General features: G+C 59.7%; 24 protein-coding genes. 9 read left to right on the top strand and 15 right to left on the bottom strand.

Features of this window, described 5'->3' with window-relative positions; translation table 11 throughout:
* Window positions 1–133: 133 nt before the first annotated feature.
* On the bottom strand, window positions 134–2,083 hold the full coding sequence (locus ACZ3HH_RS12050) for a DNA topoisomerase III (protein WP_465804836.1): 1,950 nt from the start codon (window positions 2,081–2,083) through the stop codon (window positions 134–136).
* 331 nt (window positions 2,084–2,414) lie between these two features.
* Between ACZ3HH_RS12050 and ACZ3HH_RS12045 the strand changes: the two genes are divergently transcribed.
* Window positions 2,415–2,783: a DUF427 domain-containing protein gene (locus ACZ3HH_RS12045; RefSeq protein WP_465804819.1), complete on the top strand. Its 369-nt coding sequence runs from the start codon at window positions 2,415–2,417 to the stop codon at window positions 2,781–2,783.
* Between the two features lie 62 nt (window positions 2,784–2,845).
* On the opposite strand, the gene ACZ3HH_RS12040 is transcribed toward ACZ3HH_RS12045, so the two are convergent.
* Together ACZ3HH_RS12040 and ACZ3HH_RS12035 are read right to left on the bottom strand one after the other, a co-directional pair.
* Complete coding sequence (locus ACZ3HH_RS12040) at window positions 2,846–4,468, bottom strand: MFS transporter (protein WP_465804817.1); 1,623 nt, start codon at window positions 4,466–4,468, stop codon at window positions 2,846–2,848.
* A 168-nt stretch (window positions 4,469–4,636) separates the two neighbouring features.
* Window positions 4,637–6,286 carry a GMC family oxidoreductase gene (locus ACZ3HH_RS12035; protein ID WP_465804815.1) on the bottom strand — a complete coding sequence of 550 codons (1,650 nt, stop codon included), beginning with the start codon at window positions 6,284–6,286 and terminating at the stop codon, window positions 4,637–4,639.
* A gap of 135 nt (window positions 6,287–6,421) precedes the next feature.
* On the opposite strand from ACZ3HH_RS12035, the gene ACZ3HH_RS12030 reads away from it, so the two are divergent.
* Window positions 6,422–7,315: a LysR family transcriptional regulator gene (locus tag ACZ3HH_RS12030; RefSeq protein WP_465804813.1), complete on the top strand. Its 894-nt coding sequence runs from the start codon at window positions 6,422–6,424 to the stop codon at window positions 7,313–7,315.
* 574 nt (window positions 7,316–7,889) lie between these two features.
* Complete coding sequence (locus tag ACZ3HH_RS12025; protein ID WP_465804812.1) at window positions 7,890–8,249, top strand: DUF6124 family protein; 360 nt, start codon at window positions 7,890–7,892, stop codon at window positions 8,247–8,249.
* A gap of 169 nt (window positions 8,250–8,418) precedes the next feature.
* Here the strand turns inward: ACZ3HH_RS12025 and ACZ3HH_RS12020 are convergent, their stop codons facing one another.
* The 7 genes from ACZ3HH_RS12020 to ACZ3HH_RS11990 are packed head-to-tail and all read right to left on the bottom strand — an operon-like array spanning window position 8,419 to window position 14,749.
* Complete coding sequence (locus ACZ3HH_RS12020; protein ID WP_465804811.1) at window positions 8,419–9,822, bottom strand: ATP-binding protein; 1,404 nt, start codon at window positions 9,820–9,822, stop codon at window positions 8,419–8,421.
* The gene (locus tag ACZ3HH_RS12015) at window positions 9,819–10,481 is read right to left on the bottom strand and encodes a response regulator (RefSeq protein ID WP_465804809.1); all 663 of its coding nucleotides are present in this window, start codon (window positions 10,479–10,481) and stop codon (window positions 9,819–9,821) included. Before ACZ3HH_RS12015 ends, ACZ3HH_RS12020 begins: the two co-directional genes overlap by 4 nt.
* 11 nt (window positions 10,482–10,492) lie before the next feature.
* A complete protein-coding gene (locus tag ACZ3HH_RS12010) occupies window positions 10,493–11,137 on the bottom strand; it encodes a tetratricopeptide repeat protein (RefSeq protein ID WP_465804808.1) in 645 nt (214 codons plus the stop codon).
* Window positions 11,134–11,943 (bottom strand): SDR family oxidoreductase, encoded by an 810-nt coding sequence (locus ACZ3HH_RS12005; RefSeq protein WP_465804806.1) that lies wholly within the window; start codon window positions 11,941–11,943, stop codon window positions 11,134–11,136. The genes ACZ3HH_RS12010 and ACZ3HH_RS12005 overlap by 4 nt, the downstream gene beginning before the upstream one ends.
* Window positions 11,930–12,604: a TenA family transcriptional regulator gene (locus ACZ3HH_RS12000; RefSeq protein ID WP_465804805.1), complete on the bottom strand. Its 675-nt coding sequence runs from the start codon at window positions 12,602–12,604 to the stop codon at window positions 11,930–11,932. Before ACZ3HH_RS12000 ends, ACZ3HH_RS12005 begins: the two co-directional genes overlap by 14 nt.
* Window positions 12,601–14,082: an AMP-binding protein gene (locus tag ACZ3HH_RS11995; protein WP_465804804.1), complete on the bottom strand. Its 1,482-nt coding sequence runs from the start codon at window positions 14,080–14,082 to the stop codon at window positions 12,601–12,603. The genes ACZ3HH_RS12000 and ACZ3HH_RS11995 overlap by 4 nt, the downstream gene beginning before the upstream one ends.
* Window positions 14,072–14,749, bottom strand: a complete 678-nt coding sequence (locus ACZ3HH_RS11990; RefSeq protein ID WP_465804802.1) for a thermostable hemolysin — start codon at window positions 14,747–14,749, stop codon at window positions 14,072–14,074. The genes ACZ3HH_RS11995 and ACZ3HH_RS11990 overlap by 11 nt, the downstream gene beginning before the upstream one ends.
* 187 nt (window positions 14,750–14,936) lie before the next feature.
* Between ACZ3HH_RS11990 and ACZ3HH_RS11985 the strand changes: the two genes are divergently transcribed.
* Window positions 14,937–15,509: a cytochrome b gene (locus ACZ3HH_RS11985; protein ID WP_465804800.1), complete on the top strand. Its 573-nt coding sequence runs from the start codon at window positions 14,937–14,939 to the stop codon at window positions 15,507–15,509.
* 141 nt (window positions 15,510–15,650) lie between these two features.
* On the opposite strand, the gene ACZ3HH_RS11980 is transcribed toward ACZ3HH_RS11985, so the two are convergent.
* Both ACZ3HH_RS11980 and ACZ3HH_RS11975 read right to left on the bottom strand, forming a co-directional pair.
* A complete protein-coding gene (locus tag ACZ3HH_RS11980; RefSeq protein WP_465804798.1) occupies window positions 15,651–17,459 on the bottom strand; it encodes a monovalent cation:proton antiporter-2 (CPA2) family protein in 1,809 nt (602 codons plus the stop codon).
* Window positions 17,460–17,576: 117 nt separating this feature from the next.
* A complete protein-coding gene (locus tag ACZ3HH_RS11975; RefSeq protein ID WP_465804796.1) occupies window positions 17,577–18,467 on the bottom strand; it encodes a LysR family transcriptional regulator in 891 nt (296 codons plus the stop codon).
* 159 nt (window positions 18,468–18,626) lie between these two features.
* On the opposite strand from ACZ3HH_RS11975, the gene ACZ3HH_RS11970 reads away from it, so the two are divergent.
* The 5 genes from ACZ3HH_RS11970 to ACZ3HH_RS11950 all read left to right on the top strand — a co-directional run bounded on the left by ACZ3HH_RS11970 (window position 18,627) and on the right by ACZ3HH_RS11950 (window position 24,422).
* Window positions 18,627–19,709, top strand: coding sequence for a 4-oxalomesaconate tautomerase (locus ACZ3HH_RS11970; protein ID WP_465804794.1), 1,083 nt, complete (start codon window positions 18,627–18,629; stop codon window positions 19,707–19,709).
* Between the two features lie 48 nt (window positions 19,710–19,757).
* Window positions 19,758–21,077 (top strand): C4-dicarboxylate transporter DctA, encoded by a 1,320-nt coding sequence (gene dctA / locus ACZ3HH_RS11965; protein WP_465804792.1) that lies wholly within the window; start codon window positions 19,758–19,760, stop codon window positions 21,075–21,077.
* A 136-nt stretch (window positions 21,078–21,213) separates the two neighbouring features.
* Window positions 21,214–22,518 (top strand): CitMHS family transporter, encoded by a 1,305-nt coding sequence (locus ACZ3HH_RS11960; protein WP_465804790.1) that lies wholly within the window; start codon window positions 21,214–21,216, stop codon window positions 22,516–22,518.
* Between the two features lie 95 nt (window positions 22,519–22,613).
* Entirely contained in the window at window positions 22,614–23,867 is a 1,254-nt protein-coding gene (locus ACZ3HH_RS11955; RefSeq protein WP_465804788.1) for an OprD family porin, read from the top strand.
* 216 nt (window positions 23,868–24,083) lie between these two features.
* Window positions 24,084–24,422: an FKBP-type peptidyl-prolyl cis-trans isomerase gene (locus ACZ3HH_RS11950; protein WP_465804787.1), complete on the top strand. Its 339-nt coding sequence runs from the start codon at window positions 24,084–24,086 to the stop codon at window positions 24,420–24,422.
* A gap of 104 nt (window positions 24,423–24,526) precedes the next feature.
* Here the strand turns inward: ACZ3HH_RS11950 and ACZ3HH_RS11945 are convergent, their stop codons facing one another.
* From ACZ3HH_RS11945 to ACZ3HH_RS11935, 3 genes are all read right to left on the bottom strand, one after another.
* Complete coding sequence (locus tag ACZ3HH_RS11945; RefSeq protein ID WP_195840088.1) at window positions 24,527–24,862, bottom strand: hypothetical protein; 336 nt, start codon at window positions 24,860–24,862, stop codon at window positions 24,527–24,529.
* Entirely contained in the window at window positions 24,859–26,097 is a 1,239-nt protein-coding gene (locus ACZ3HH_RS11940; RefSeq protein ID WP_465804784.1) for an S-type pyocin domain-containing protein, read from the bottom strand. The genes ACZ3HH_RS11945 and ACZ3HH_RS11940 overlap by 4 nt, the downstream gene beginning before the upstream one ends.
* Before the next feature lie 299 nt (window positions 26,098–26,396).
* Complete coding sequence (locus ACZ3HH_RS11935; RefSeq protein ID WP_465804782.1) at window positions 26,397–26,681, bottom strand: DUF6124 family protein; 285 nt, start codon at window positions 26,679–26,681, stop codon at window positions 26,397–26,399.
* Between the last annotated feature and the right edge of the window lie 121 nt (window positions 26,682–26,802).

Here is a 26,802-nt window from a genome sequence, read left to right as displayed (position 1 = left end):
CCGCGAAGAATGCACCGCGGTTTTTCAGGTATTACGCGTCATCGTTCTTCGCGGGCAAGCCACGCTCCCACAGGTTCCTCGCATTAATTGACGTTGAAGAACACTAGACCATTTCGATTCGTTGCAAGTGCTCTCAACCCTTGCTTGCCGGTTTCGCCGCGCGTTTGGCACCGGTCGAGGGTTTGCGTTTGGCCGGTTTGCGCTTGTTTTTCCACGGTGTGGCGCCACGCCCGGCCGGGCTTGCCGGCCCGCTGATGGTCAGGTTCAGGCCGGCGCAACGTGCCACCTGCTTGCTCATCCACGCAGCTTGTTTGGTGACGAATTCTTCCAGGCTCATTTCACCGCTCTGCACCATGTCCAGTGCCTGTTCCCAGATCGCCGTGGTGCCGGGATCGGCAATCGCGCGCGGTACGGCGTCAATCAGGCTGAAAGCCGCCGGCGTCGCGGCCAGGGCCTTGCCGTTCTTGATCAGGTAACCTCGATCCAGCAGGCCCAGGATGATCGAGGCGCGGGTGGCTTCGGTGCCGATGCCAGTGGTGTCCTTGAGCTTTTGCTTGAGCAGCGGATCTTCCACCAATTTGGCGACATTCTTCATCGCCTTGATCAGATCGCCTTCGGTGAACGGCTTGGGCGGCTGGGTCCAGAGGTCCTTAAGCTTCACATCGGCCACCGCGCAGTCACGCCCTTCGGCCAGTGCCGGCAGTGTTTGCGGCGCGGGTGCTTCGCGTCCCTTGGCAGGCGCGAGGGCCTCGGGCAGGGCGCGTTTCCAGCCGGGTTCGACAATCTGCTTGCCCACGGCACGCAAGGCTTCACCGGCACAGTTGAAGTCGGCCTGTGTCCGGTCGTACTCATGGTTGGGCAGGAACTGCGCCAGATAACGCGCACGAATCAGGGTGTAGACCGCCCGTTGCTTGCCTACCAGTCGGTCGAGGTTTTTAGCCGCGGCTGTCGGAATGATGCCGTGGTGAGCGCTGACTTTGGCATCGTTCCAGGCCCGTGAGCGGCGCTGGGGCTCCAGGTGATCGTGCAAGGCGTTCAGGGCCGGATCGGCCTGCCGGAGCGCTGCCAGAATACCCGGGGCTTCGCTGTGCTGACTCAGCGGCAGGTAACCGCAGTCGCTACGCGGGTAGGTAATGACTTTGTGGGTTTCGTACAGCGCCTGGGCGATATCGAGGGTTTCCTGAGCCCCGAGCCCGAGCTTCTTCGAGCAGACTTCCTGCAACGTGCCCAGATCGAACGGCAAAGGCGCGACTTCGCGCATCCGCTCGGTGCGCAGTTTGATCACCCGAGCGCTCGCCGCACCACCCATGGCCGCAGCCGCTTTCTGAGCCAGCGCCTGATTCAGGCAGCGGTCCTGATCGTCGCAAACGTCGGAGGCCGCACGCCATTGGGCGGTGAACGCGGTGCCGTCGTGCAGCAGTTGCACATCGATCGCCCAATAAGCGACCGGGACGAAATCGGCAATGCTGCGGTCGCGATCCACCACCAGGCGCAAGGTCGGCGTCTGCACCCGGCCGACCGGCAATACACCCTGATAGCCAGACTGACGCCCCAGCAGGGTGAACAGCCGACTCATGTTCATCCCGATCAACCAGTCGGCCCGGGAGCGCCCCAACGCCGAATGATAAAGGCTGAACGTCTCGGCCCCCGGCTTGAGCGCCGCCAGGGCCTTGCGGATCGATGCATCGTCCAGTGCCGACAGCCACAGCCGCCGGATCGGCCCGCGATAACGGCAATGCTCCACCAGTTCCCGGGCGATCATCTCGCCCTCACGGTCAGCATCGGTGGCAATCACCAGTTCACTGGCCTCGCCCAGCAAGCGTTTGACCGCCTTGTACTGGCTGGCCGTGCGCGGTTTGACGGTCATCTTCCATTTTCCGGGAATGATCGGCAGATCCGCCAGCACCCAACGCTTGTAACGCGCGTCATAGGCATCCGGGGGGGCAGTTTCCAGCAGATGGCCGATGCACCAGGTCACCGTGACGCCCGTTCCCAGCCAGCAGCCGTCGCCCCGACGCTTGGCGCCGAGCACGGCCGCGATGTCTTTGGCCTGGGAAGGTTTTTCACAGAGGTACAGCTGCATAACCACCATCGTCGCTCAAGGTCCGAGAGGTGCACAGAATGGCGGTTGATGAGCGAAGGAGCAATCATTATCTGTATGGATGTACAGTCCATGCGTTGCGATTGATTGCCAAGGGTGATTGATGCCAATTGGCAACGTCCTTTTTCGACAGCAAGGAGTCCATCAGAGCTTCAAACTGGCGTTTGTTCCCCGTTCGGCTGCGAAGCAGTCGTGCTGGCGAAATTTGGGTTATACCTGATACTCGTGCTCTCATGTTTTGGGGCCACTGCGCGACTCATCGCGGGCAAGCCACGCTCCCACAGGTTCATCAGCGTCATGAGGAACACATTCCATGAAAAGCTCCGGTCCCAGTCCTGTCATCACCATCGCAGAGCAGCCGGGCTGCCTGTTGGTGAAGTTTCACGGTATTCAGGTGGCCGCATCCTCGCGCGTACTGGTGCTGCTCGAGGCCAATTATCCTCCGGTGTACTACGTTCCATGGGAGGACATTGCCGAACAGTATTTTGCCCGTACCGACCACACCACCTATTGCCCGTACAAGGGTGACGCTACTTATTACAGTCTGCAAATCCCGGGGCATGAGGGTGCTAACGCGGTGTGGCGCTATGAGGACCCTAAAGTGTCGGTCGATCAGATTCGTGGCTACGTGGCGTTCTATCCCGATCAAGTCACGTTTGAGGTGCTCAAAGACGTCGAGTGAGGGCTGCTTTCCACACATCAACGAAAACGCCCCGCATTGCGGGGCGTTTTTTACGGTTGATATCAGTTGCTATGCAGATCTACATTCTTCGTCTCACGCAAACAGATCATTCCCACCACCAGGCTGACCCCGGTAATCACCACCGGGTACCACAGCCCGTAAAAAATATCCCCGGTGTACACCACCAAGGCAAACGACACCGTCGGCAGGAAACCACCAAACCAGCCATTGCCAATGTGGTAGGGCAGGGACATGGACGTGTAGCGGATGCGGGTCGGGAACAGTTCGACCATCAGCGCCGCCAACGGGCCATAGCACATGGCGGAAATGATGATTAGCGCGACGATCAGCGCCACGATCATGGGTTTGTTTATCAGTTGGGTGTCGGCTTGTGACGGATACCCGGCCAGGGTCACTGCGCCGCGCAGGGCAGCCTCATCGTAGCCATCGATTTTCACCTCGCCGATGCTGATCTGCACGGCGCTGCCAGCCGGGGCCGCTTCGCTGTTGTAGGGCAGGCCCTGTTTGACCAGAAAGGTTTTGACCTTGTCGCACGGGCTATCAAATTTAGCCTTGCCCACCGGATCGAACTGGAAGGTGCAGGTGGCCGGGTCGGCCAGCACAGTGATCGGTGCCTGACGGCTGGCCTGGTCGATGGCCGGGTTGGCGTAGTGGGCCAGGGTCTTGAAGATCGGGAAGTACAGCGCGGTGGCCAGCAACAGGCCAATCATCAGCACCGGTTTGCGCCCGACCTTATCCGACAGCCAGCCGAAAAAGATGAAGAACGGTGCGCCGATGATCACGCTGACGATCAGCAGACTGTTGGCCAGGGCCGGGTCCATTTTCAGGAATTGGGTGAGGAAGAACAGCACATAAAACTGCGCCGCGTAGAAGGTCACCGCTTGCCCGGCGTTGATGCTGAACAGTGCAATCAGCACCACTTTAAGGTTGTCCCATTTGCCGAAGGAATCGCGCAGCGGCGACTTGCAGAGTTTGCCTTCTTCTTTCATTTTCACGAACGCAGGCGACTCGTGCAGGCTCAAGCGAATCCAGGTCGAGATGCCCAGCAGTACGATCGAAAACAGAAACGGAATGCGCCAGCCCCAGACTTCGAACTGGTCACCGGTGAAGTAGCGGCAGCCGAGCACCACCAGCAGCGACAGCAGCAAGCCGAGGGTGGCGGTGGACTGAATCCAGCTGGTGTGGAAACCGCGTTTGCCCATCGGCGCGTGTTCCGCGACATAAGTGGCCGCGCCGCCGTATTCACCGCCCAGCGCCAGACCCTGGAGCATGCGCAGCACCACAAGAATGATCGGCGCGGCAATGCCGATGCTCGCGTAAGTCGGCAGCAAACCGACGCAAAACGTCGCCAGGCCCATGAGGACGATGGTTGCGAGGAAGGTGTATTTGCGCCCGATCATGTCCCCCAAACGTCCGAACACCAGCGCACCGAACGGCCGCACGATGAAGCCGGCGGCGAAGGCCATCAGCGCGAAGATGAACGCCGTGGTGTCGTTGACTCCGGCGAAGAACTGTTTGCTGATGACCGCCGCGAGGGCGCCATAGAGGAAAAAGTCGTACCACTCGAACACCGTCCCGAGGGACGAGGCGAAGATGACTTTCTGGGTTTCCTGACTGGTGCCGGCGCTGCGGACGGCTTCCAGGGGCTGAACATGTTCTGACATATCGGTATCCCTCACAGTGATTGTTTTTGTTGTTCCACTGGTGTTGCGTGTTCCTTGTAGGGGTAATGCTCGATGTCCGTGAATCTAATGCAATCCCTGTGGGAGCGGCGGTGCGGCGATCCGACTTGCCCGCGATGGCGGTGGTTCAGTCAACAGTGATGTTGAATGTCACGCCGTCATCGCGGGCAAGCCCGCTCCCACAGGGTTGGTGTTTACAACAGAGTTGAGGATTAACTGCGCGGCTTTCTCGGCGATCATCAGCGTCGGCGAGCAGGTGTTGCCCGAGGTGATGCGCGGCATGATCGAGGCGTCGGCGATGCGCAGGCCGGGAATGCCGTGGACGCGCAGCTCGGCGTCGACCACCGCGTCCGCATCGTTGCCCATCCGGCAGGTGCCCACCGGGTGGAAAATCGTGGTGCCGATCCGGGCGGCGGCTTCGTGCAATTGCTCTTCGCTCTGCAAGCTGTCGCCGGGCAGATACTCGACCGGTTTGAACGCTTGCAACGCGGGCGCGGAGACGATGCGGCGGGTCAGGCGGATGGCGTCGGCAGCCACTCGCAAGTCTTCGGGATGGCTCAGGTAGTTGGGCTGAATCAGCGGCGCTTCCCGCGGGTCGGCGGAACGAATGTCTATCCGGCCACGGCTTTGCGGGCGCAGATCGCAGACCGACGCGGTGAACGCGGGGAAGGCGTGCAGCGGTTCGCCGAAACGCTCCAGCGACAACGGTTGCACGTGGTATTCGAGGTTCGCCGAGGTCTGCTCCGGCCCCGAACGGGCGAAGGCACCGAGTTGGCTCGGCGCCATGGACAGCGGGCCGCTGCGGTCATACAGATAACGCAGGCCCATGCCCATCTTGCCCCACAGCGTGCCGGCGATCTGGTTCAGGGTGCGAGCGTTTTCCAGTTTGTAGATCAGCCGCAGTTGCAGATGGTCCTGCAGGTTGCCACCCACGCCGGGCAGTTCATGGGCAACGCCGATGCCCAGTTTTTGCAGCAGCGGGCGAGGGCCGATACCGGAACGTTGGAGGATGCCCGGTGAACCGACGGAGCCGGCACACAACACGATTTCCTTACGCGCCTTGAAGGTTTTCGCCTGGCCTTGCCAGCGTGCGCTGACCGCCGAAGCACGGCCGTTTTCCAACAGCACGCGGTCCACTTCGACGTCAGTCAGCACTGTCAGATTGGCGCGCTGGCGGATCGGTTTGAGAAACGCCTTGGCCGCGTTCCAGCGGATGCCGGCTTTCTGATTGACCTGGAAGTAGCCGCAGCCTTCGTTGTCACCCTGGTTGAAGTCATCGATGCTCGCGATGCCGCTTTGCTCGGCTGCCGTGCGGAAGGCATCGAGAATCGGCCACGACAGCCGCTGGCGCTCGATCCGCCATTCGCCGGCAGCGCCATGAAATTCCGAGTCGCCGGCAAAATGGTTTTCGCTTTGTTTGAACAGTGGCAGCACGTCTTGCCAGCTCCAGCCGGCATTGCCCTCGGCCGCCCAATCGTCGTAATCGCCAGCCTGGCCGCGCATGTAGATCATGCCGTTAATCGAGGAACAGCCGCCGAGCACCTTGCCGCGCGGGTAGCTCAGGGCGCGACCTTGCAGGCCCGGTTGCGCTTCGGTCTTGAAGCACCAGTCGGTGCGCGGGTTGCCGATGCAGAACAGGTAACCCACGGGAATGTGAATCCACGGGTAGTTATCGCGGCCGCCGGCTTCGAGCAGCAACACGCGATGCTGCGGGTTGGCTGACAGTCGATTGGCCAGCAAACAACCGGCCGGCCCGGCGCCGACCACGATGTAGTCGTATTCATCAAGGGAAGTCTGCATCCCTGACCTCGTATTGTTGTTCTTGTTGTCGGTCATCCTAGTTGTTAGCTTTCGTTAAAAGAATGTTAGTTTTTACGCAGCTGCTGTGCGTTTTTAAACAACGTCATTCACACGGCATAACGACAAGGAGGGTTCATGTTCGACTGGAATGACCTGCGGTTTTTTCTCGAATTGCAGCGCAGCGGCCGCTTGCTGACCGCCGCTCGCCGTTTGAACACCACTCACGCCACCGTGGCCCGGCACATCGAAGCCATCGAAAAAAGCCTCGGCACCGCGCTATTCGTTCAGCATGCCCAAGGCTACGAATTGACCCCGGCCGGCGAAGCGCTGCTCAAACACGCCGAAGCCATGGAAAACGTCGCGCTGCTGGCTCAGGAAGAAATCACCCAATCCTCCGCGCCGCTGGGCAAGATCCGCGTCGGGGTGACGGAAGGGCTGGGCATCATGTTCCTCGCCAGTCGCATGAACGGGTTGTTCGAACGCTATCCAGGGCTGGAAGTTGAGTTGGTGGCGGTGCCGCGCTTCGTCAGCATCCTCAACCGTGAAGCCGAGATCAGCATCCATCTGGAACGCCCGGCCGCCGACATGCTGGTCACCCGCAAACTCACCGATTACCGACTGGCGCTCTACGCCAGCCAGGCCTATCTGGACCGTTCGCCACCACTGCGCAGCCGCGAAGACCTCGGTCGTCATGCGTGGATCGGCTACGTCGACGACTTGCTGTTCAGCCAGGAACTGATGTTCCTCAACAGCTTCTGCCGCAACCCCCAAGTGGTCTTTCACAGCACCAGCGTCATCGCCCAGCAACAGGCCGCGCGCTCGGGCCTGGGGATCGCCGTGCTGCCGTGCTACATGGCCAGCGCCGATCCCGAGCTAGTGCCGTTGCTGCCGGACGAAAGCATCCAGCGCAGTTATTGGATCAGTACGCGGCGCGAGCTGCACAAGTCCGTGAGGTTGCGGGTGTTGTGGGACTACGTGGTGGAGTTGTGTGAGCGTGAACAGGATCTGCTGCGAGGCTCCTACGGGTAATGCTGTTCACTTAAGAGAATCTTGAGTCAGTGAGAAACCTGTGGCGAGGGAGCTTGCTCCCGCTTGAGTGCGTAGCACTCACAAAAATCGGCGATTGTTCAGATTTTGGGGCCGCTACGCAGCCCAGCGCGAGCAAGCTCGCTCGCCACAAAGGTAGGCATGACTGAAGAGTCGCGCTTAAGTGAACATCATTACGCTCCTACGGGGCACGTTTTAAACAAGAAAAACCGCGATCGTTTAAATGAAGCTTGCCGTTACCACCTAAGGGCTACAACGCCTTGCGCCACCCCCTACACGTAAGACAGAATCCGCCGGCTTGTGCGTCTAGGGGTCGCTCGGTAACTTGATTCCCGTCACTGCTCATCAGTGATCGGGTCTGCAAGCCCGCCGGAATACCAGTCGCATAGCCCTGCCAAAGGACGCTCGTTTATGTCCGCGTAATGGCGGCTTTGTGCGGGAGATCTTCGGATCTGCCGGGTTCCTGGTTTCCCGGTCTTGCAGACCCGCACATAGCTGCCACCCTTCATCTGCAAGTGATGCTGGTAGCTCCTAATGAACAATCAGGAGTTTCTTCATGATCAAACCTACGCCCAATCCGCCGGACACCGATCCGATATTCCCGTACGAACCCGATTCAAAAGAACTCAACGAGGCCGCCAAGCGGGCTCTCGACTTCCACTTCCCGTCGAATGCCGACATCAAAGCCACCGCGCGTAAACCCAGCAAGCTGTTTGCCGTGGACCCAGAGGCGACTACCAAAACCCTGGCGGTTTTTTTGGTCGAGACGTTGGCCTCGGTCGATGTGATGGTCCATCAGTTGGTGGATCATCTGGAGGGTGAGTCGCGCTACGCCCTGCTGGGCATTTCAAACAGCATCATGGTGGCGGAGGTCACCGCGAACCGGGTGCTGGATCACATTGATACGCCCGAGTAGGTATGGGCTGCTGTGGTGAGTGAGTGGCTGCAGGGTTGTGCAGTGGCTCCTTTTTTGGGGCCGCTTCGCGGCCCAGCGGGAGCAAGCTCCCTCGCCACAGATTGTTCAGCGGCCACGTACAGGATGTGCCGCATGCACCATTCCCCTGTAGGAGCGGGGTTGAAGTCATTCAGCCATTGGGCGTCCGTTGCACAGCACTGTGCTTCTGGCCATCGGGAATCGACAAGGTCGCTCGCAGCCCGCCTTCGGGTGGATTGACCAGCGTAATCCGCCCACCCAGCCGCGTCGCAATGGTGCTGACGATGGTCAGCCCCAACCCCGCCCCCCCGGTATTTCCGCGGCTGTAAAAACGTTCGAACAACCGCGTGCGATCTGCTTCGTCGATGCCCGGCCCCTGGTCTTGGACGCTCAAGTTGTAGAACCCGTCCTCTTGGCTCAATTGCACGGTGATGACGCCATGCTCCGGCGAAAAATTCGCGGCGTTGGTGACCAGATTGTTCAGGGCGATGTCGATGGCGGCGGCGTCGGCTAGGACTTCAAAAGGCCGGTCATCGACGTCGAAGGCCAGTTCCAGGTTCCGGCTCAGTAACCAGGGCGTGAGTTGGGCCAGACTGGCGCGCACGGTTTCGCTCAGGTCGATGCTGGTCAGCACCGGCGCCACGGCTTTGGGTTCGAGACGGGCCATGGTCAGCAACTGATTGACCAGGCGGCTGGTGCGGTCGACCCCGGTAATCAGAAACGCCAGGGACTCACGACGTTCCTGTTCCGTGCCGGCTTCCAGCAGGTTTTGCGCATGCACCCGCAGCACGGCCAGCGGGGTGCGTAATTCGTGGGCGGCGTCGGCGATGAAGCGCCGCTCGCGGCCAAGCACCTCTTGAATTTGCGCGAGCATACGGTTGAGCGCTGCCTGCATCGGTTCCAGTTCGCTGGGCAACGGGGTCAGTTGCAATGGCTCCAGAGAACCACTATGCCGTGCCCGCAACGTTGCGGCCATATTGGCCAGGGGTTTGAGCCCCCAACCAATGGCCAGCCAGACCATGGCCGCCAGTATCAGGCTGCCCAGCACATTGGGCCACAGGGTATGACGCACGATCCGGTCTACCAGGTCCGCGCGCACGTCGTCCCGTTCACCGACCCAGATGCGCAAGTCATTCTGTTTGTCTTCGAGCATGAACACTCGCCAATGGCGGTTGTGCAGATCCACCACATCGCTGAAACCGGATTTCGTCGGCGGTGCCGTGAAGGAGGGCGCACTGGCGGTATGCACCAGCACTTCGCCCTTGCGATTCCAGACCTGAAAGGCAATTTTGCTTTCATAGGGATGACCATCGACTCTGGGCACCGCTTCACTCAAGGCCATGTTGAACGCTTGATACAGTTCGGCGTGTTCACTGCTGGCCAGCGGCATGCGCATCACACCCTGCAGCAGGCGGGCGTTCTGGGCCAGTTGGGCGTCGTAGACTTCGGCAATCTCGTGATTGCTGTCGTGCAGGTTGAGCACGCTGATGATCGCCAGGCCAGTCAGCAACAGGCCAATGATCAGCGTCAGGGTGCGACGCCGGATCGAAGTCATCGATGCTCCTCCACCAGGTACCCGACACCGCGAATGGTGCGGATCAGGTCGGTGGAGAACTTCTTGCGCAGGTGATGGATATGCACTTCCAGGGTGTTGCTTTCGGCTTCTTCGTTCCAGCCGTAAAGCAGTTGCATCAGGTGATCGCGAGTCATGACCCGGCCCGGCGGCGAGAGCAATTCGTGGAGCAGTTGATACTCCTTGGGCGTCAACGCCACCGGCTCGCCTTGATAGCTGACTTGCTGGGTGCCTGGGTTCAGGCTGATGCCGGCGTGCTCGATCAGCACTTGGGCGCGACCGGCGCTGCGTCGCAGCAAGGCCCGCAGGCGAGCCTTGAGTTCGGCCAGGTCGAAGGGCTTGATCAGGTAATCGTCGGCCCCGGCATCCAGCCCGGCGATGCGGTCTTCGGTGGCATCCCGGGCGGTGAGGATCAGTACCGGCAGGTTGGAGCCGCTTTCACGCAGGCGGCGCAACACTTCCAGGCCGTCCATGCGCGGCAGGCCGAGATCGAGCACGGCCAGGTCAAACGTCTCGCTGAGCAGCGAGTGCAAGGCACTGCTGCCGTCTTGCAGCCAGTCGACCGTGTAACCCTCACGGCCCAGGGCCTGATGAATGCCCTCGCCGAGAGCGACGTCATCCTCGATCAGTAATAAGCGCACGCGGACTCCTGTCAGTTGAGTTTCTTGTTCACGTCCACCAGTAACGCTTCGATCTCTTTGCGGCGCCCGGCATCGGCGCTTTCCCGGCCAGGACGCGGTGCCGCTTGCAGGGCTTTTTGCAGTGCGTCCTTGGCTTCACCATAGCGCTTTTGACGGTAAAGGTGATCGCCCCAGAAGTACAGACTGTCGATGCCGGCCGGGTTCAGCTGCAAAGCCTGCTTTAACAGTTGTTCGGCCTTGTCGGCATCGCCGAAACCGAGGGGCCAGCCGGGCACGCGATCATACAACGCCGCGAGGCTGGTATAGGCCGAGCCTTGGAGGGCCTTGGGATCAATGGCCAGGGCTTTTTCCAGATCGACTTTGGCGGCCTTGGCTTTGCTCAGGGCGCCGAGGCCACCCTGGGCTCCGGCCCAACTGCTGGTGACAATGCCGGACCAGATCCACGCTTCGGCCAGGGATTGGCGTTCCAGGGTGAACGCCGAGGCCTGGGTCGCGAGCTTTTCGAAGGCCGCGGTGCGCTGTTCGGCGGGCAATTCGTATTGGATGTGCGCCCAGCTTTGCTGAATGCCATTGAGGCGCTGCTGATCGGCGGCGTCCAGCGCCCAGACGCTTTGGCTCAACACCCCGAATAGCAGGCACGTGACGATTTTTTTCATGGTTTGAGGCTCTCGTTATCGGGCTTCTGACTGAGGCGACGGATCAGCGGCAATTGCTTGCGCAAGCCACGGTCCACCAGGTGCGGCAACAGACTGTTCAGGCGAACGAAAAAGCGTTCCGGCCAGCCCAGGTAAAGATCGCGCCGGTCACCGGCAATCGCGTGGATGACCGCCGTGGCGACGGTTTGCGGATCGTCGACATTGGCTTTGAGCGCATCGTTCAGCGCCTGGGCTGCCGGGCTGTTCATGCTGGTGTGGGTCGCCCGGGGGGCGACGTAGAGCACGCTGACGCGAGTGTCGGCCAGTTCCCGGCGCAGGGCTTCGGAGAAACCGCGCAGGGCAAACTTGGTGGCGCAATAGCTGGCGTAACCGGGGTAGCCGATGGAGCCGTAGGTCGAGCCGACGTTCACCACCATGGCGCTCTCGGCTTGCTTGAGCAGCGGCAGCAAAAGCTTGGTCAGGCAGATCGGCGCGCTGATGTTCACCGCCAACATCGAATTGATCTCGCTGTCATCGAGCTGTTCGAGCATGGCGAAGTGATTGACCCCGGCGGCATTGATCAGCAGGTTGATGCCGCCGATGGCTTCGGCCGCGGCCAGCACGTTGTGTCGGTCGCCGGGGACGGTCAGGTCAGCGCCGACCCAACACAGGTGCAGCGGGTAACCTTCGAGCAAGGGCTCCAGCGACTCCCGGTGCCGGGACACGGCCAACACCCGCGCGCCTCTGGCACACAGGGCACTGGCGATGGCCAGGCCGATACCGCCGCTGGCTCCGGTCAAAACCACACGGGCTTCATGCAGCTGCATGCAGGTTCTCCCCATCGCGGGGCAGGCCGCGGAACATGTCGGTATAAAGCTTGTAAACGACCTTCGAGGCATGAATCACCGCGGCTTGATCCGCCGGGTCTTCGAGTGTGTTCATCAGTCGGCGGTAGGTCTGCATGTGTTCGATATCCAGCGAGCCGTGGGAACTCAGGTAGCTGAAGGCGGTTTCCGGCAGCGCCAGGCGTTCACGGATGCTGCCGGCGGCGTGGGTGGCCAGGGCAATGCTGGTGCCTTCCAGCACGTTGACCATGCCGAACAGGCCCACCGGGTTGTCTCGGGCAATCAGGTCGTAGAGAAAGCTGACCATCAATTCGATTGGCAGCGATGGACGACCGTCACGCACCGCCTCTCTGTCGCCGCCACAGGCCTCGATGTCGTCGAGTACCCATTGCTCGTGGCCGTATTCGTCCTCGATGTACTCGCACACCGCTTTGCGCAGCCATTCCAGTCGCTGCGGCAGACGTGCGCCGCACGCCATCATCAACGGCACGGTATGGCGCACGTGGTAGTAGGCCTGGGCGAGGAAGGCGCGGTAGCTGTCCACGCTGACCTTGCCCTCAAGGGCATCGCGGATGATCGGCAGGTTGAACAACTCGTGGCGTTCTTGCTGGGTGGCTTCTTGCAGGGTGTCGAAAAAACTCATGATGCGGATTCCTCGGAAAAAACGGAGTCAGAGAGCTGCCCCCGGTAACGCTCGACGATGGCGTCGCGGCGTGGTCGGCCATTGGCGGTCAGCAAGCCGTTGGCGGCGGTGAACGGTTGATCGAGACGGGTCCAGTGATGAACCTGGGCGTAATCGGGCAAGGCCTCGTTGGCCTGGGCCACGGCGGCGGCCAATTCTTCATCGGTGCAGTCCGGCCGATGCGGCCAGAGCAGGGCGTGGTTGGTTGGCATCGCTTCGCCGTAGACGAACGCCTGAGCGATGTGGCGACGCTGAGTGAGTTCGGCCTCGACCCATTCCGGATTGACGTTGCGGCCGAAACTGGTGACGAACTGATGCTTCTTGCGCCCGTTGAGGTAGAGAAAACCTTCCGGGTCGAACTCGCCGAGGTCGCCGGTCGGCCACCAATCATTGCTGAAGGGTGCTTGCCCCAGATAGCCGAGCAGGGTCGATCCCTTGACCAGCACTTCACCATCGTCGGCCAGGCGAATCTCGACATGGGGCAGGGGCCGGCCGACGCTACCAGGGCGGCGCGCGCCCGGGCGATTGAGGCACACCACCGACGAGCATTCCGACAACCCGTAACCCTCGTAAACCGGAATGCCGATGCGCTGGGCGCGATGCAGTAATTCTTCGCTAACCCGTGCTCCGCCGACCGCGGCAAAACGCAACGATTGGGGGTTGAATGCTTTTTGCTCGGCGGCGCTGACCAGCATCAGCAGCAACTGCGGCACCAGGATCAAGCTCTCGGGTGCGCGGATGGCCAGGCAACCCAAAAGCCGCGGCACATCGACACCGCTGGCACCCTGAATGCCCAGGGTTTTCTGGCTCGGTGCGCTCAAGGTCGCGCCGGCATACAGCGCGGCATAACAGCCGAGGTTTTCCAGCAGAATCGCCAGGGGCAGCAGCGCCAGGTGATGCCGTGGATCGGTGGGTTTGCTTGCCTGATCCAGCTCGCGGGCCACTCGCAAAAGGCTCTCGGCGCTCAGGCACACGCCTTTGGGTGTGCCGGTGGTGCCTGAGGTGAAGGTCAGTTTGGCGGTGCCTTCGGGTATCCGGTTTGGGCCGCTGAAGGTGCGACACCAGAATTCGCCGGTCCTCTCGTAGCCGGCCGCCTGCAGTTCGGCTTCCAGTTCCGGTTCGGCAATCACCCGTTCGGCCTGGCTCTGTTCCAGGCAATGACTGCGTTGTGCCGGGCTGAAAAAGGGCGGCAACGTCAGACAGGTCAGGCCTTCGAACAGTACGGCCAGGTCCCAGAGCATCGCCTCGGTGCCATTGTCCAGGGCCAGCGCGACCACTTTGACGTGCTCATCGCGCAGACGCTGTTGGCGATACATGACCTCGGCGTACAGCGTGGCGTAGTCCAGTTTCAACTGATCGCCCCACAAGGCGATGGCGTTGGTCTTGCGCTCGGCATGACTGCGCAGGGTCTGTTTGAACCGCTCCATTTCAGGCGACATGGCTGGACTCCTCAAGGGACGTCGGCAACCCCAGGCGATTGAACAGACCGATGTTGCGCAAATGGATGAAACCGGCGCGGATGTTGCCGACATGCACCCATGGCTGACTCTCGTAATAACTGCCCCAGAGGTGACGGTCGTCGCCCAGCCGCGCAGGATCGGCGGCGCAGAGCGTCACCGGCTTCAAGCCCAAGCGATGAAAACTGTTCACCAGCCCGATGTTGCCGGTGAAGGCCACCCATTCCAGCCCGCCCATGGCCAGCAGGTAAGTGATGGCGATGATGCTCAGGCGCGCGCTGCCGGTATCGCTGGCGGCGAGGTTCCCGACCTCGACAATACCGGCCCGGTCCACGGGTTGGCCGGCAGCGTCGCTGATCAGCGGATCAATCGCCTCGTCCAGATAACGCTCCAGAAACAGCGGTTCGGCACTGGCCAGTCGTACGCCGGCCACTGCGCACAGCGTCCCTGACGCATCGCTCATGCCGAACAGCTGCGGCATGAATTGGCGGATGTCGGCGCCGTGGGCCTTTCGAAAACGTTGCTGGATAAAGGCTTCGAAAGCCGAACGCTGGGGATCGTCCGGCAAGGCTCTGGCCAGACTCATCTGCGGAGTTTCGGCTTGGCCGAAGTGCAGGGGCAGAGGGATGTTCCAGTCGAAATCGGGCATGGGCAAGAACGCCTCCCTGAGTAAGTTTGGGAGGAGTATCAAAGGCAATTCTTAACGGAGTCTGAAGGTGGACCTTCAGATTGTCTTAAGACTGGACGGGCAGGGTGGTGCCGGTCGGTTCGACGAAACCGGATCCAGGCTGTACGAAATGAGTCGGCAGCCGCCACTGATCTTCACGAGGCCCCGTATGACCCGAGATTCAGCAGTACACCGGTATGGAAAACTCTCGATCACCTTGCACTGGCTGATGCTGGCGCTATTCGTCGGTGTTTATGGTTGCATCGAGATCAAAGGATTGTTGCCCCGTGGACATGCCCTGAAGGGCCTGTTTCTGGGGCTGCACGGCTTATTCGGGTTGAGCATTTTTGTGCTGGTCTGGGTTCGCTTGCTCGGGCGCCTCACGCCTCGGCCACCGATTACCCCGGCCCCGCCCACCTGGCAGACGGGCGTCTCGCACCTCATGCACCTGGCGCTGTATGGGCTGATGATCGCTACGCCGCTATTGGCCTGGTTGATGCTGGCCGCCGGGGGCAAGCCGATGCCGTATTTCGGCTTTTTCTTGCCGGCGCCGGTTGCGGTTGATCCCGATCTGGCCAAGCAACTCAAGCATTGGCATGAATTGCTCGGTAGCACCGGCTATTGGTTGATTGGTTTGCACGCAGCGGCGGGGTTGTTCCATCACTATTGGGTCCGCGATAACACGCTCACGCGCATGCTGCCGGGGGGCTCTGGTGTGGGTGTCAACGAGCGTCAGCGATAATCGGGTTTGCCAGGAATAGCGCGTTATCGTTCTTCGCGAGCAAGCCTGCTCCCACATTGACCGAGTCAGCCGCAAATTTTGTGGCTGACATAGACCCAATGTGGGAGCGGGCTTGCTCGCGAAGAGGCTATCAGGTTCACCTCAAACCTTACCCGCTTCCTCTTCCAACTGATCCGACTCAAACAGTTTTGCCAGTTCCGCCCGCGCTTCCTGAGCGGTCTGCATCACCTTGGCCGCATCGTCATACACCGCGTGCTGGGCCTCCAGCACTTGTTCATCGTGATGGGTAAAGCGCTTGATCCGCGCATCCGCCTGGGCCTGGGTCAGCCCTAGTCCAACCAGGGTCCGCCGGGTCATTTCCAGGCTGGAGTAATAGGTTTCCCGCACCGCCTGAGCCCCGACATCCACCAACCGGTGCACGTGCTGACGGTTACGGGCGCGGGCGATGATTTTGATGTGCGGATAAAGCTTGTGTACCACCTCGGCCGTCTTGATGTTGGTGTCTGGATCATCGGTGGCAATCACGAAAAACTCCGCTTGCTCGACCTTGGCCGCACTGAGGATTTCCGGGCGCATCGGGTCGCCGTAGAACACCGGCACGCCGCCGAAGCTGCGGGACAGTTCGATGGTTTCCACCGACGTGTCGAGGGCGACGAACTTGATGTTCTGCGCCCGCAGAATCCGCGCCACGATCTGCCCCATACGGCCCATGCCGGCGATCACCACACGCGGTGTGTCGGTGTCGATTTCGCGGAACTTCTGCGGCACTTCCACCGGTTGAACTTTCGGCTTGACCAGTCGTGCGCAGGCCAGCAGCAACAGCGGTGTCAGCGCCATCGACAGGGTGATGGTCAGCACCAGCAAGTCGTACAGACGCGGCTCGAACAAACCCTGATCCCGGCCGATCTTGAACACCACAAAGGCAAACTCACCACCGGCCGCCAACACAATCCCCAAACGAATCGCATTGACCTTGCCCAAACCTCCCGTCAATCGACCGACCACAAACAGCAGCGGCAACTTGATCGCGATCAGCAGCACGGTCAGCCCCAGCACCGCGACTGGCGCACTGAGCAGCAAACTCAGATTGGCGCCCATGCCGACACTGATGAAAAACAGCCCCAGCAGCAGGCCCTTGAACGGCTCGATCTGCGCTTCCAGTTCGTGGCGGTATTCGGAATCCGCCAGCAGCAAACCAGCGAGGAACGCGCCGAGTGCCATGGACACGCCGACCAGGTCCATCAGCCACGCCGTACCGATCACCACCAGCAACGCGGTGGCCGTGGACACCTCTGGCAGACCGGTCTTGGCCACCACGCGAAACACCGGTCGCAACAGATAACGCCCGCCGATCACCACCACCGCAATACTGCCCAGCACCCGCAAACCATGGTTCAGATCATCGGCGGCACTGCTGGTGTGATCGCCGCCGGCCAGCAGCGGCACCATCGCGATCAGCGGGATCGCGGCGATGTCCTGGAACAGCAAAATCGCGAACGCCAACCGCCCATGCGGGCTGGTCAGTTCCTTGCGCTCGGCCAGGCTTTGCAGGCCAAACGCGGTGGATGACAACGCCAGGCCCAGGCCCAGCACGATGGCACTGTTCAAGGATTGGCCGAACACGAACAACGCCAGCACGCCAATCACCGACCCGGTCAGCAGCACCTGCGCCAGGCCCACGCCGAACACCGATTTGCGCATCACCCACAAACGTCGCGGCGACAGCTCAAGGCCGATGATGAATAGCAACAACACCACCCCGAGTTCGGAGATGTGGCTGACGCTTTGCGGATTACCGATCAAGCCCAACACCGACGGCCCGATGATCACCCCGGCAAACAGATAACCCAGCACTGCCCCAAGTTGCAGGCGCTTGGCCAAGGGGACGGTGAGCACCGCCGCGAATAAAAAGACGACAGCGGCTTGCAACAGGTTGCCTTCGTGGGGCATGGCGAAACTCCAGGGTGTGGCAGGCGAGAGTGGCGCTCGCCCGATTTTCAGCGGGGCGTCAGGATAAAGGCTGGCGTCCGTTCAGTCAGTAAGGAGATTGCGGGTCGAGTTCACGGCTTAGTGGGGCCATTGTTCGAGCAGGATCGAAACGAATTTCTCCGCCGCTGGCGATAGTGATGCGCCCCGACGGTATACCAGGCCGAGTGTCCGGTTCACGACAGGATCGGTGAGCGGAATGCTCACCAGTGTCGGGTGATCCGCCGCCGGCATTGCGAGGCTCGGCATGGCGGAAACCCCTAGACCGGCTTCGACCATACCCAGCGAGGTGGACAAATGCTGCACCTCATAGAACCACTGCGGACGCCAGCTCAGGCCCGACAAGGCGTGGTCCAGTATCATGCGGTTACCGCTCAGGCGCCCGACGCCGATCAACCGGTAATCGCTCAATTCTGACCAGGTCACGGACGTCCGTCGGGCCAGTTCATGATCCCGGCGGCAGGCCAGGACAAAGGGCTCGTTGACCAGTGAAACGAATTCGATGTCCGGGTGCTGGCCGCTCATCATGTTGATGCCGAAGTCGGCTTCCCCCCGCAGCACCGCTTCGAGCCCTTCATTGGCGCTGAGGTCGAGCAAACGGATGCGGATTTTCGGGTAGCGCTCGTTATAAAGACGAATCACCGACGGCAGGAAATAAAACGCAGCGGTTGGAATGCAGGCCAGGGTCACCTGGCCGATTTGCCGTTCGGCCAACTCACGGATGTTCAGGATCGAATCGTCGAAGTCATCCAGCAATCGGCGAGCCTTGGGCAGGAAATCGCGGCCGACGCTGGTCAGGCTGACCTTGCGCGTGGTTCGGTCGAGCAACGTGGTCCCCAAACCCTCCTCAAGTTTTTTTATCCGTCGGCTCAAGGCTGGTTGCGACAGATGCAGTGCGTCGGCAGCTTCGTGAAAACTCCCCAGTTCGGCGATTTTCACGAAAGATCGGATGTCCTGGAGTTCATATTCCATGTTCTATCTCGTCGGAGGAGGGCGCTGAATCACGGTAAAACTTTCTTTTGTGAAACGCAATAATCGCTCTGATCTTTGCATTGGAAACACAATTACTTCCCTGTCACTCTTGTTTGCACGACATCAATTACCTCGATTGATTAACAAGAGTTAGTGGCCATGCAACGAATTCCTTGTGTGCTGATGCGCGGCGGTACCTCAAAGGGGCCGGTTTTTCTCGCTTGGGATCTGCCGGTTTCGATTCAAGAACGCGATGAGCTGTTGCTCTCGGTGATGGGCTCCGGTCACGAACTGGAGATCGACGGCATCGGCGGCGGCAGTCCGCAGACCAGCAAGGTCGCCATCGTCAGCCCTTCGTTGCATCCCGATGCCGATGTTGATTACTTGTTCGTGCAGGTCATGGTGTCCCAGCGTCGGGTGGATACCGCCCCCAATTGCGGCAACATGCTCTGCGCGGTCGGGCCGTTTGCCATCGAGCAGGGGCTGGTCAAGGCGGCCGGTGAGCTGACTCGCGTGCGGATTCGCAACCTCAACACCGGCACCTTCGTCACCTCTGATGTGCAGACGCCAGACGGCAAGGTCAGCTATGAAGGCGACACCGCCATCGATGGTGTGCCTGGCAGCGCGGCACCGGTTCAACTGACGTTTCTCGACGCTGCGGGCAGCAAGACCGGCAAGCTGTTTCCAACCGGCAGCACCCAGGACTGGTTCGACGACATTCCAGTGACCTGCATCGACATGGCCATGCCGATGCTGATTATCGAAGCGCGTCACCTGGGCAAACACGGCGATGAAACACCGGCCGAACTGGACGCCGACAAAGATTTTCTGCAGCGCCTCGAAGCTCTTCGTTTGCGGGCCGGAATGGCGATGGGGCTGGGCGACGTCAGCGACAAGGTCATCCCCAAGCCGGTGCTGGTATCGAAGGCCAAGGCCGGCGGCACGATTCAGGTTCGCTACTTCATGCCGCACAACTGCCACCGTGCGCTGGCCATTACCGGCTCCATCGGTCTGGCCACGGCCTGTGTCAGCGAAGGCAGTGTGGTCGCGCAGATGCTCGGCAATACCGGTGGGCCGCGTCTGCAACAGGTGCGAATCGAGCATCCGAGCGGCGGCATCGATGTCGTCTTGTCCTACACCGGTGAGAACGGTGAGACAATCCGCGCCTCCGTTGTTCGTACCGCCCGAAGGCTGTTTTCCGGCTTTGTATATGCCCCGGTTTCCCAACGGCTCGCCGGGTAGTCTTCCCGCGCAGTCACTGCAGTTTTTGCATCAGAACAATTCTAAAAAATGGGTGATGCCATGAAAATTGTTAAATCGCTCTATTTCCAGATCCTCTGCGCCGTGCTGCTGGGTGTTGTGGTCGGGCACTTTTGGGCCCAGCAGGCCATTGCCCTCAAGCCGCTGGGTGATGCCTTCATCAAGCTGATCAAAATGATGATCGCGCCGGTGGTGTTCTGCACCATCGTCACCGGCATCGCCGGGATGAGCGACAAACGCTCCCTCGGTCGCTTGCTGAGCAAAACCATGCTGCTGTTTCTCGGGCTGACGGTGATCAGCCTGATCATCGGCCTGGTCGCGGTCTACGTGTTCAAACCGGGCGTAGGCATGAACATCGATCCGAGCCAATTGAGCACGGCGGGCTTGTCTCAATTCACCGAGTCCGCGGCGAAGCTTGGGGTGGTCGAGTTTTTCATGCACATCATCCCTGACACCTTTATCGGTGCATTCAGTAAAGGCGAAGTACTGCCGGTGTTGTTTATCGCGGTGCTGTGCGGTTTCGCCCTGTCTTCCCTGGGTGAACGCGGCAAGCCAGTGCTGGATGTACTGGAAGCGGCGTCGCAGATGGTGTTCAAGATTTTCTCCTACCTGATGCGATTCGCGCCGATCGGTGCCTTCGGGGCACTGGCGTTCACCGTCGGACAGTACGGCATCACCTCGCTGGGTTCGCTGGCGAAGTTGATCATGACCTTGTACATCGCCTGCGCTTTCTTCGTATTCGTGGTGCTCGGCAGCATTTGCCGCGCCAACGGCTTCAGCCTGTGGAAGCTGTTGCGTTATCTGCGCGAAGAGTTCCTGGTGGTGCTGGGCACGTCCTCCACCGAACCGGTCATGCCACGCATGCTGGAGAAACTCCAGGCGTTGGGTTGCAGCAAAGGTGTGGTGGGGCTGGTGTTGCCAACGGGGTACTCGTTCAACCTCGACGGTACGGCAATCTACCTGTCGCTGGCGGCGATTTTCATTGCCCAGGCCTGCAACATTGATCTGACCTTGACCCAAACCTTGACCATGCTGGCGATCATGTTGCTGTCGTCCAAGGGCGCGGCCGGGGTGACGGGCAGCGGTTTCGTGGCCCTCGCTTCCACGCTCACGGTGATGCACGACATTCCGCTGGCAGGCTTGGCGCTGTTGATCGGGATCGACCGGTTCATGTCCGAGGCGCGGGCGCTGACCAGCCTGGCAAGTAACGCCGTGGCGACGGTGGTGATCTCAATCTCCGAGAACGCCTGCGACCGTCAGGTCCTGCTCGATACCCTGGACGGTAAAAAACCAGACGCGCCTGGCGGCGATCAAACCTGGGACCGCATCGGGACCACCGGTCACCTCTAGCACCGCGCAACCACTGCAACAACCTAACCTTTTTTATTGCCTGCTGCCGGGCGTCGCTGATCGCGTCGCCTGGCGGGCTCAGGGTCGTTCGCCTGCGCGTCGGCCACGCATTTCATAACAACAAGAGAGTTGCCCTATGCTCGCCTTACTCGGCTTGGCCATGGTGGTTGTGTTCACGTTCCTGATCATGACCAAGCGTCTGTCACCCATCGTTGCGTTGACCGTTGTTCCGATTGTCTTTGCGGTGATCGGTGGCTTTGGTGGGACCACCGGCAAAATGATGCTCGACGGCCTGAAGATGGTCGCACCGTCGGCGGCACTGCTGCTGTTCGCGATTCTGTTTTTCGGTTTGATGATCGACTCGGGGTTGTTCGATCCGTTGATCCGCAAGATTCTCAAACGGGTCAACGGCGACCCGATGAAAATTGCGGTCGGCACTGCGCTGCTGTCGCTGACGGTCGCCCTGGACGGTGACGGCACGACCACTTACATGATCACCTGCGCGGCCATGCTGCCGTTGTACAAGCGCATCGGTATGAACCCGATGATTCTGGCGACCATTTCAATGCTGGCGTTGAGCATCATGAGCGGCATGACTCCTTGGGGCGGCCCGGCGACCCGTGCAATTGCCGCGTTGGGGCTGGATGCCGGGGCATACTTCATTCCATTGTTGCCGACCATGATCGGCGGCGCCGCGTGGGTGGTGTTCACCGCGTTCCTGCTGGGCCGCGCCGAGCGTAAACGCATCGGCAATACTCAATTGCAGAGCGGTGGCGGCGATTGCTACATCAAGGCGATCCTTGAAGACACGCCGCACAAGCGTCCGAAACTGGCCTATTTGAACCTGCTACTGGTGATCGCGGTGATGACCGCGCTGGTCATGGGCCTGGCGCACTCAGCGATCCTGTTCCTGATCGGTTTCGTGCTGGCGCTGATGATCAACTACCCGCAACTGGACATTCAAAAGGAACGCATCCTCGCGCACTCCGGCAATGCCATGACTGTAGTCCTGCTGGTGTTCGCGGCCGGTGTCTTCGCCGGGATTTTCTCCGGAACCAAAATGGTCGACGCTCTGGCGCAAACCCTGGTGGACTGGATTCCACCGTCCTGGGGGCATCTGTTCCCGCTGGTAGTGGCGATCACTAGCATGCCGTTGACCTTCGTGCTGTCCAATGATGCCTATTACTTCGGTGTGGTGCCGATCCTCGCCAACGCGGCGGCAGCCTACGGGATCGACCCGGTGGAAATCGCCCGGGCGTCGATTCTTGGCCAACCGGTGCACTTGATGAGCCCGCTGGTGGCCTCGACCCTGTTGCTGGTGGGGATGGTCGATCGCGACCTTGGCGACTTCCAGCGTGCCACCGTCAAATGGGCGGTGCTCACCTCCCTGGTGGTCACAGCTTTAGCCCTGCTGACCGGTGCCTTGACGCTGTTCTCCTGATTTCCCCCTGACTCGCCACTTAATAAAACTTCACGTGCCCGATGGCGGACGCGCGGTCACGTGCATCCTTAAAACAACAATATGAGTAGTTCGACATGACCCACTTTCTGACTCGCGGGGCTCTTCTTCCTCTTCTGGGTGTGTTGCCGATGGCCACTGCCGGTGCGAGTGATTTCATCGACGACAGCAAGTTGAAGCTGCAACTGCGCAACGTCTATTTCAATGAAAATTTTCGCGATGAACATGGTTTGAGCGCGCGCTCCGCCAGAACCGCCAAAAGTGAGCGCACCGAGTGGGCCCAGGGTTTTCTGCTGGATTTCCAGTCGGGGTTCACCCCCGGCACTATCGGTTTCGGGGTCGACGCATTGGGCCTGCTGGGTGTCAAACTCGATTCCGGTCGTGGCCGCAGTGGCACCGGTCTGTTGCCGGTACACGATGACGGTCGCGCCGCCGATGAGTTCGCCAGCGCCGGGGCGACGGCCAAGGTCAAACTGGCCAAGACCACCCTCAAGTACGGCACTTTGCTGCCCAAAAACCCGGTACTGATCTACAACGATGCGCGCTTGCTGCCGCAAACCTACGAGGGAGGGCAAGTCACCAGTACCGACATCGAAAACCTGACCCTGACCGGCGGTCATCTGGACCGATTCAAACTGCGCGATTCCACCGACAGCGTGTCGATCGTTCCTGACGGTTATTCAGGCGACAAAGGTGGCGATTTCACCTACGCCGGCGCTGACTACAAACTCGGTAAGAACACCCGTCTGAGTTACTTCTACGGTGAGCTGGAAAACTTCTATCGGCAGAATTTTGCCGGCATCCAGCACGATCTGCCGTTAGGCCCCGGGGTGTTGACCGGTGACCTGCGTTATTTCAACAGCAATGACGCGGGCCGTGCCTACGCCGCGAAAATCGATAACGACATGCTCAGCGGCCAACTGTCCTACGCGGTGGCGGGGCACACCATTGGTGGCGGTTACCAACAATTAAGCGGTGACGCCGGGTTGCCTTACATCAGTGGTGCGACGGTGTACTCGTTCAGCAACGTTGGCATCGGCAAGTTCATCGAGGAGGACGAGAAGACCTGGATGCTCAGTTACGGTTACGACTTTGCGCCGTTGGGCGTGCCGGGGCTGACGTTCATGACCCGTTATCTCAAAGGCAACGATGGCAAGTCTGATACCAACATCAAAGAGTCCGAACGCGACACGGAACTGGCCTATGTGGTCCAGAGTGGCACGTTCAAGGGCGTGGGCGTGAAGCTGCGCAACTACGTCTACCGTTCGGACTTCGCGCGTGGACGTGACAGTAACCGGATCTATTTCAACTACGATATTGCTCTGTGGTAAGGGCGGCGAGGCGTTCGCAGCTACAGGTTGCTGGCACCTTTTTTCCGTAGGTCGCGTGGTGAAGGAAACCGGATAGGTTGCTCCAGCGTGAGGACCCACATGAGCGATCAAGGATCGCGACGGGGTCTATCTGAATAAGTTGCCAATTGCCCGCATTTCTGGGAAAACGGCGCCCATGAAGCCCTGTTCGGGCAAGCGCACACTAGAGTGAATGTAATGAATGATGAATTGCAGGTAATCGACCTTAAAGTGGGCGACGGCAAAGCGGCTGTCAAAGGCGCGCTGATCACCACTCAATATCGGGGTTGGCTGGAAGACGGCACTGAATTCGATTCTTCCTACAGCCGGGGTAAACCGTTTCAGTGCGTGATTGGCACGGGGCGGGTGATCAAGGGCTGGGATCAGGGAATCATGGGCATGCAGGTTGGCGGTAAACGCAAGCTGCTGGTGCCGGCGCATCTGGCTTATGGCGAGCGGACGATGGGTGCGATTACACCGAATTCAAATCTGATTTTCGAGATTGAATTGCTGGAAGTGCTGACGCGGGATGATTGATTTGTTGGGGGTGGGCTGAAATGGCGAACCCCACCATCTCTGTTAGAAGAAATGGTGGGGTTTTTATGTGTTGGGAGGGTGATTTCTGGTTTTGATTTAGCGAGTCAGGTGAACATTTCAATATCGTCGAGCGTGTCAGCAACTGTGGCTTCAAGTGCAGGGAATTTTCCTTTTACGGAATCAAGGGCGGGCATCACGGCTTGCATTTCAAGCTCACCGAATCTGCGGGCTACATGGCCGAGTGCGGTGATTGCTGCCGCAGCCACCGACTGAGTACCACTCTCGAGATGTTTCAGGCAAATGGTCTGAGCCCAGGCACTGTCTTGCTCATTTAATCCGATGGAAATCAGCGCGGTGACAATGTTCCTTTCTAAGCCGCTATCAAAGAGACTGATTGCTTCGTCATGGCTAATCGACGGATCGTGGTAGATAAGACTCACTGTTTAGCTCCCTGGATGTTTCCCTTGGTGTCGGCTTTTTTTGCCTTGATCAATACATTTTTCATATCTTGATGGAGTTTATTCCATGCTCTGACATGTCCGTGGTAGTCGTCCCCTCCCGTATGATCAAAGACGACAAACTCGTTGGTTTTGGGATCAATACCAATCCTGCGTTCCGATGTAGGTTTTACCTGTACCGAATTATCCAAAGCTTCCTGGCCATTCTCGGGACCCTTACTTTTAACTGGTGTATCCGTCTTTCCATGGTACCCGGCAGCAACGAATCGCAGGGAAAAGACAATGTAAAGAGGCTTGATGCCGGAATCAGCCGGGAAAACAAGAATGAAGTCCTTGTACTCAGGCGGGTAGATCGGGTTGACGATGATGTTATCTGCCTGTTCGGTAGGCGGATAAATCCAGATATGAGGTGCTTGTGGTGCGGCCTCTAGCGGGGGAATCTCGGAGGTGCTGGATGGGTCAACCGCTGGCGTCCATATCAGAGTTATTCCATCACCAAAGTCAGCCACCTGCTGAGAACCCTGACTTTTGAACCGGACTACAGGAGTCATTTCCCAGTCACGGCGCTTCTGGGTGTTGTATCCGTAACCCTTCAAGGTGCCATCAGCTTGTTGCTCGACAAGCAGTCGAACCCGTGTACGGCCTTTCTTGAGCGATTTGAGCTGTTCTTCTGTGTACAGGGAGCTGTCGCCCAAGCTCGACGGCCACAGCAATGCAACCATTCCGGCCAAGGCTCCAGCTGCAACACCAGCCGTCACTATGCCTGCGCCAGCAGCACCCGTCCCGGTACCAGCAGCACCAACTCCGCCCAGAAGAAGCGTTCCCAGTGCAGCAGGTAACGCGCTGCCACTGATTTTTTTGAGTGGGATGTTTCCCGCCGCATCCCTTTCGCGGCCACCCAGCAGGGAGAATTTTCCGTAGTCGGTCAGTTTCTCGACCGGGACAAACCCGGTTGGGTTGTCGTGGTTGATTACGCCGTCGGGGAGATTGCAACTTTTGGTGAACACGCAACCCATGGAGCTGGATTGATCCTGCTGCAGAGGTTGCCTGACAAAACGGTCTTCATAGGCCTGCTGTCGGGCCAATATGTCGTCATAGGATTTTTGTCTGGCCTCGCGCTCTGCCAGTTCGGTGGCGGTCATGTAGCGGCTGGTGATGTGGTGCCCGTCGCCCGATGGTGGGTTTTGAACCCTGGGTATGTCTGTTTTGCGAGCCATGAGCGTCCTTGTTTCATCTTTTGAAAGCGATGCGGACGCTATATCAAAGGGCATTTGATAGATGTAGGACTAGTCTGAAACTCTGGCCGTTGTTACAAATGGTGCTTGTCGCTATGCGCTGAGCTCGATTTTACGGGTGTACCCGGTCGGCGTAGGAGCTGCCGAAGGCTGCGATCTTTTGATCTTTGGCGGCAGTTGAATCATTAAAGATCAAAAGATCGCAGCCTTCGGCAGCTCCTACATTGGGAACGGCGCAGTTTTATGATCATTCCCACATAGATGTAGGAACGATCAACATGTTAAACCTCCTGCGGATCGATGTTGTCCAGCGCTCGGTTCACGGCCAGTTCGCTCAGCATGATGACCTGCTGAATCCCCAGCATTGTGTTGCGATGCGGGCCTTCCAGAAGGTTTGCAAAATCACTGACCATGACACTGGCTGATGCCAGTGATTCGCAGGCATTGGCCAGCAAGCTTTCGGTATCGATGTCGGGGACGACGGCGAACATTGTGCTGGGTTTGCGTGTCTTGGACGAAACCGATTCGGCTTCCGATTCAGGAGGGTTTGGAGTGTGTTTGAACATTGCTTGTTAGTCCTTAAGTGATGCTGACACCAACTGGCGACTAAACAAGTGGGTGGCAGCTGTACGCAGGTTAGTCGACCGGGGACACAAGCAATTACCGGCGCGCCCGAAGGCGCCCTGC

The sequence above is a fragment of the Pseudomonas sp. PME37.24/025 genome, assembly GCF_055556615.1.
This window is presented reverse-complemented; position numbering and strand designations above follow the sequence as displayed.

What these genes read in the sequence shown, in the direction of transcription:
- ACZ3HH_RS12050 (WP_465804836.1), bottom strand. Translation starts at nt 2,083, where the DNA reads ATGCAGCTGTACCTCTGTGAAAAACCTTCCCAGGCCAAAGACATCGCG.
- ACZ3HH_RS12045 (WP_465804819.1), top strand. Translation starts at nt 2,415, where the DNA reads ATGAAAAGCTCCGGTCCCAGTCCTGTCATCACCATCGCAGAGCAGCCG.
- ACZ3HH_RS12040 (WP_465804817.1), bottom strand. Translation starts at nt 4,468, where the DNA reads ATGTCAGAACATGTTCAGCCCCTGGAAGCCGTCCGCAGCGCCGGCACC.
- ACZ3HH_RS12035 (WP_465804815.1), bottom strand. Translation starts at nt 6,286, where the DNA reads ATGCAGACTTCCCTTGATGAATACGACTACATCGTGGTCGGCGCCGGG.
- ACZ3HH_RS12030 (WP_465804813.1), top strand. Translation starts at nt 6,422, where the DNA reads ATGTTCGACTGGAATGACCTGCGGTTTTTTCTCGAATTGCAGCGCAGC.
- ACZ3HH_RS12025 (WP_465804812.1), top strand. Translation starts at nt 7,890, where the DNA reads ATGATCAAACCTACGCCCAATCCGCCGGACACCGATCCGATATTCCCG.
- ACZ3HH_RS12020 (WP_465804811.1), bottom strand. Translation starts at nt 9,822, where the DNA reads ATGACTTCGATCCGGCGTCGCACCCTGACGCTGATCATTGGCCTGTTG.
- ACZ3HH_RS12010 (WP_465804808.1), bottom strand. Translation starts at nt 11,137, where the DNA reads ATGAAAAAAATCGTCACGTGCCTGCTATTCGGGGTGTTGAGCCAAAGC.
- ACZ3HH_RS12005 (WP_465804806.1), bottom strand. Translation starts at nt 11,943, where the DNA reads ATGCAGCTGCATGAAGCCCGTGTGGTTTTGACCGGAGCCAGCGGCGGT.
- ACZ3HH_RS12000 (WP_465804805.1), bottom strand. Translation starts at nt 12,604, where the DNA reads ATGAGTTTTTTCGACACCCTGCAAGAAGCCACCCAGCAAGAACGCCAC.
- ACZ3HH_RS11995 (WP_465804804.1), bottom strand. Translation starts at nt 14,082, where the DNA reads ATGTCGCCTGAAATGGAGCGGTTCAAACAGACCCTGCGCAGTCATGCC.
- ACZ3HH_RS11990 (WP_465804802.1), bottom strand. Translation starts at nt 14,749, where the DNA reads ATGCCCGATTTCGACTGGAACATCCCTCTGCCCCTGCACTTCGGCCAA.
- ACZ3HH_RS11985 (WP_465804800.1), top strand. Translation starts at nt 14,937, where the DNA reads ATGACCCGAGATTCAGCAGTACACCGGTATGGAAAACTCTCGATCACC.
- ACZ3HH_RS11980 (WP_465804798.1), bottom strand. Translation starts at nt 17,459, where the DNA reads ATGCCCCACGAAGGCAACCTGTTGCAAGCCGCTGTCGTCTTTTTATTC.
- ACZ3HH_RS11975 (WP_465804796.1), bottom strand. Translation starts at nt 18,467, where the DNA reads ATGGAATATGAACTCCAGGACATCCGATCTTTCGTGAAAATCGCCGAA.
- ACZ3HH_RS11970 (WP_465804794.1), top strand. Translation starts at nt 18,627, where the DNA reads ATGCAACGAATTCCTTGTGTGCTGATGCGCGGCGGTACCTCAAAGGGG.
- dctA (WP_465804792.1), top strand. Translation starts at nt 19,758, where the DNA reads ATGGGTGATGCCATGAAAATTGTTAAATCGCTCTATTTCCAGATCCTC.
- ACZ3HH_RS11960 (WP_465804790.1), top strand. Translation starts at nt 21,214, where the DNA reads ATGCTCGCCTTACTCGGCTTGGCCATGGTGGTTGTGTTCACGTTCCTG.
- ACZ3HH_RS11955 (WP_465804788.1), top strand. Translation starts at nt 22,614, where the DNA reads ATGACCCACTTTCTGACTCGCGGGGCTCTTCTTCCTCTTCTGGGTGTG.
- ACZ3HH_RS11950 (WP_465804787.1), top strand. Translation starts at nt 24,084, where the DNA reads ATGAATGATGAATTGCAGGTAATCGACCTTAAAGTGGGCGACGGCAAA.
- ACZ3HH_RS11940 (WP_465804784.1), bottom strand. Translation starts at nt 26,097, where the DNA reads ATGGCTCGCAAAACAGACATACCCAGGGTTCAAAACCCACCATCGGGC.
- ACZ3HH_RS11935 (WP_465804782.1), bottom strand. Translation starts at nt 26,681, where the DNA reads ATGTTCAAACACACTCCAAACCCTCCTGAATCGGAAGCCGAATCGGTT.